The organism is Mesorhizobium sp. M7A.F.Ca.CA.004.06.1.1 (assembly GCF_003999135.1).
In the GTDB taxonomy this organism is placed as follows: Bacteria; Pseudomonadota; Alphaproteobacteria; order Rhizobiales; family Rhizobiaceae; genus Mesorhizobium.
Window position 1 is genome coordinate 1 of sequence record NZ_RZPQ01000630.1, and the last position, 3,493, is coordinate 3,493.

Here is a 3,493-nt window from a genome sequence, read left to right on the forward strand (position 1 = left end):
TGCATCGACTGCCGGATAGGCGGCGTTGCCCGGCAGCGCCAGGCCGAGCGCCTCGACCATCGAGGCCATGGTCGAGGCCGTGCCCATGGTCATGCAGTGACCGGGTGAGCGCGACATGGCGCTCTCGGCATTGGCGAAATCCTGCTCGCTCATCACGCCGGCGCGAACGTCTTCCGAAAACTTCCACACATCGGTGCCGGAACCGATTTCGCGGCCTTGGAAGCGGCCATTGAGCATCGGCCCGCCGGAAATAACGATCGACGGCAGATCGCGAGAGGCCGCGCCCATGACCAGCGATGGCGTGGTCTTGTCGCAGCCGGCCATCAGCACGACGCCGTCCATCGGGTTGCCGCGGATCGCCTCCTCGACATCCATCGAGGCGAGGTTGCGAAACAGCATCGCCGTCGGCCGCAGATTGGACTCGCCGCAAGAGAAGACCGGGAATTCGAGCGGCAGGCCGCCGGCTTCCAGCACGCCGGCCTTGATGTGCTCGATCAGAGCACGGAAATGCACGTGGCAAGGCGTGAATTCGGAGAATGTGTTGCAGATGCCGATCACCGGACGGCCGTCGAAGGCATCATCGGGCAGGCCGTTGTTCTTCATCCAGCTGCGGTGGATGAAGGCATCCTTGCCCAGCCCGCCGAACCAGTGCTGCGATCGTCTCTTGGTCATGGTCTTTCCGGCGTTCAGGCGGGATGCTGGAGCTGGCTCAGTCCACCGTCGACGACGAGCGTGGCCGCGTTCATGAACGGGCACTCGTCGGAAATCATGAACACCGCGGCAAGCGCGATCTCGTGCGCCGTGGCGATGCGGCCGCCGGGGTGCAGCGCCATGGTGTTGGCGCGTGCTGTGGCTGGATCGGCAAAGCTGTTCCAGTAATCGATCGCCTTCTGCGTCTCGACATAGCCCGGCGCCAGCGCGTTCACGCGCACGCCTTGCGCCGCATATTCGAGTGCCAGCGATTTGGTCAGGCCGAGCAGCGCGTGCTTGGCGACCGGATAGGGGAAGGTGTGCGGGATGATGGTGAAGCTGTGCGTCGAGGCGATGTTGAGGATGGCGCCGCCGCTCGCGATCATGCCCGGCAGCACCGCCTTGCTGCAGTTCCAGGCTCCCTTGACGTTGACGTCGAAGTTGCGGTTCCACTCTTCCTCGGTCGCCTCGAGCGGCGTCGAGAACACATTGACCCCGGCATTGTTGATCAGCGCGTTGATCGGGCCGATCTCGGCGGCCGCTTGGCTGACGGCAGCCGCAATCCCGGCGCTGTCGCTTATGTCGGCCGCAACATGTCCGACATGGCCTTGCGGTGCGGCAAGGCCGGCGACTGCCTTGTCCAGCAACGCGCCGTCGCGGTCGACCAGGAACAGTTTTGCGCCTTCGGCCAAACAGGCTTTGGCGATGGCAAGCCCGATGCCTTGCGCTGCACCCGTCAGGAAAATGCGTTTGCCGGAAAGGCGCTCAACCATTTTTGTCCCTCCAGCCTATCGCCGGCCCAAAGCCGACGAGCGCAGATTGTCGAGCAGCACGGCCAGCAGCAAAATGACGCCGCGCACGATGTACTGGTAGAAGGCCGGGATGTTGAGCAGGTTCATGGCGTTCTCGGCGATGCCCATAATCAGCACGCCGACGATGACGCCCGACATGGTGGCGCGGCCGCCGGCAAGCGAGACTCCGCCGAGCACGCAGGCCGAGATAACCGAAAGCTCGAGCCCGACCGCCGCGTTGGGCTGGCCCGAGGTGATGCGCGACGCCAGCAGGATGCCGGCGATACCACAGACGACGCCTTGCAGCGCAAAAATCCAGATGCGCGTCCGGTCGACATTGACGCCGGCAAGCCGCGAGGCCTCCGGATTGCCGCCGATGGCCAGCGTGTTCTTGCCGAAAACGGTCCGGTTGAGGACGAAGCCGAAGATGCAAAACAGGATGGCAAGCACCCAGACCGGCGTCGGTATGCCGAGCAGTTTCGAGAGCGCCAGCTGATAGAAATCCGGGCTGTTGATGCCGACGGCGCGGCCGTCGGACGCGATCAGCGCAAAGCCGCGCACGATCTGCATGGTGGCCAGCGTCGTGATCAGCGCGTTGATGCGAAATTTGGCGATGACAACGCCGTTGATGAAGCCGACGAAAGCGCCGCAGGCGATTGCCGCCAGCAGGCCAAGCAGGATCGAGCCGGTGTAATTCGAGGCCATCACAGCGACCATGCCGGCAAAGGCGACGATCGAACCGACCGACAAGTCGAAGTCGCGCGTGGCGAGGCAGAACATCATGGTGCAGGCGACGATGCCGACGGTGACCACCGACTGCAGCAGGCCGAGCATGTTGCGGTCCGTAAGGAAGTTCGGCACCAGAGCCGACACCAACGCGAAGGCGACGACAAAGATGACGACGAGCCCCTGTTCGCCGAGCAGGATTTTTTTCAACTGGTCGGTCATGCCAAAAGTCCTCAGGATGCGATCGCGTCGGGGGTTTTCTGATCGGGGAGAGCGGCAGCCAGGATCGCCCTTTCGGCGAACTGGTCGCGGGTGAGCTCGGCGCTGACGCGGCCGCCGCACATCACCAGGATGCGGTCGCAGATGCCCATCACCTCCGGCAGTTCGGAAGAGACGACGACGATCGCCATGCCATCCTCGGCAAGCTGGTACAGTAGCTCATAGATCTCGGATTTGGCACCGACATCGATGCCGCGCGTCGGTTCGTCGACAATGAGAACCCGCACGCCCTGTTCGGACAGCCAGCGGCCGAGGATGACCTTCTGCTGGTTGCCGCCGGAGAGGTTGATGATGTCCTGCTTGCGCGACGGCGTGCGCACCTTCAGCTTCTTGATAAAGGTCTCGGCCGTGGCGATCTCGCTGGCGCGGTTGAGCACGCCGAAGCGTGTGTGATGGCGCCGCGACGAGATGTTGATGTTCTCCTCGACCGAGCGCCCCTGGATGATGCCGTCATGCTTGCGATCCTCCGAGCACAGCACGATGCCGGCCCGGATCGTGCCACGCGGATCGGTGGCGCGAACCAGCTTGCCGTCGACGGTGATGGTGCCGCCCGAGCGCGGATCGGCGCCATAGACCAACCGCATCAGCTCCGAGCGCCCGGCGCCGATCAGGCCGAAGAAGCCGACGATCTCGCCTGCCCTTGCCTCGAAACTGGCCGGTGTCTGCAGTTTGGGGCCGCTGAGAGCGTCGACCTTCAGGCGGACATCGCCTGTTTTTCGTGCGCGAAAACCCCAGATATCCGAAATCTCGCGGCCGACCATCTCGGCGACGACCTGATCGCGGGTGACGCCTTTCAGCGACGCGTGGTGCGCCGCGAGCTTGCCGTCGCGCAGCACGGTCAGGCTGTCGCAGAGCCGGAACACCTCGTCGAGCCTGTGCGAGACGTAGATGATGACCTTGCCCTCGCTGCGCAGGCGATTGATCAGGGCAAACAGGATTTCGCTTTCGCGCGAGGACAGCGACGAGGTCGGTTCGTCCAGCGCGATAACGCGTGCGTCGAGCATGAC

Annotated in this window: 4 protein-coding genes; all 4 read right to left on the reverse strand. The window is 64.0% G+C overall.

Annotated elements, in window-relative coordinates; translation table 11 throughout:
* The coding region (locus EN906_RS27240) for a dihydroxy-acid dehydratase (RefSeq protein WP_206529178.1) at positions 1-672 on the reverse strand (672 nt) is incomplete at its 3' end.
* 14 nt (positions 673-686) lie between these two features.
* Complete coding sequence (locus EN906_RS27245; RefSeq protein WP_127267764.1) at positions 687-1,463, reverse strand: SDR family oxidoreductase; 777 nt, start codon at positions 1,461-1,463, stop codon at positions 687-689.
* Positions 1,464-1,478: 15 nt separating this feature from the next.
* A complete protein-coding gene (gene araH / locus EN906_RS27250) occupies positions 1,479-2,429 on the reverse strand; it encodes an L-arabinose ABC transporter permease AraH (RefSeq protein ID WP_127272533.1) in 951 nt (316 codons plus the stop codon).
* A gap of 11 nt (positions 2,430-2,440) precedes the next feature.
* Positions 2,441-3,493: ATP-binding cassette domain-containing protein (locus EN906_RS27255; protein WP_127375504.1), on the reverse strand; the 1,053-nt coding region annotated here is incomplete at its 5' end.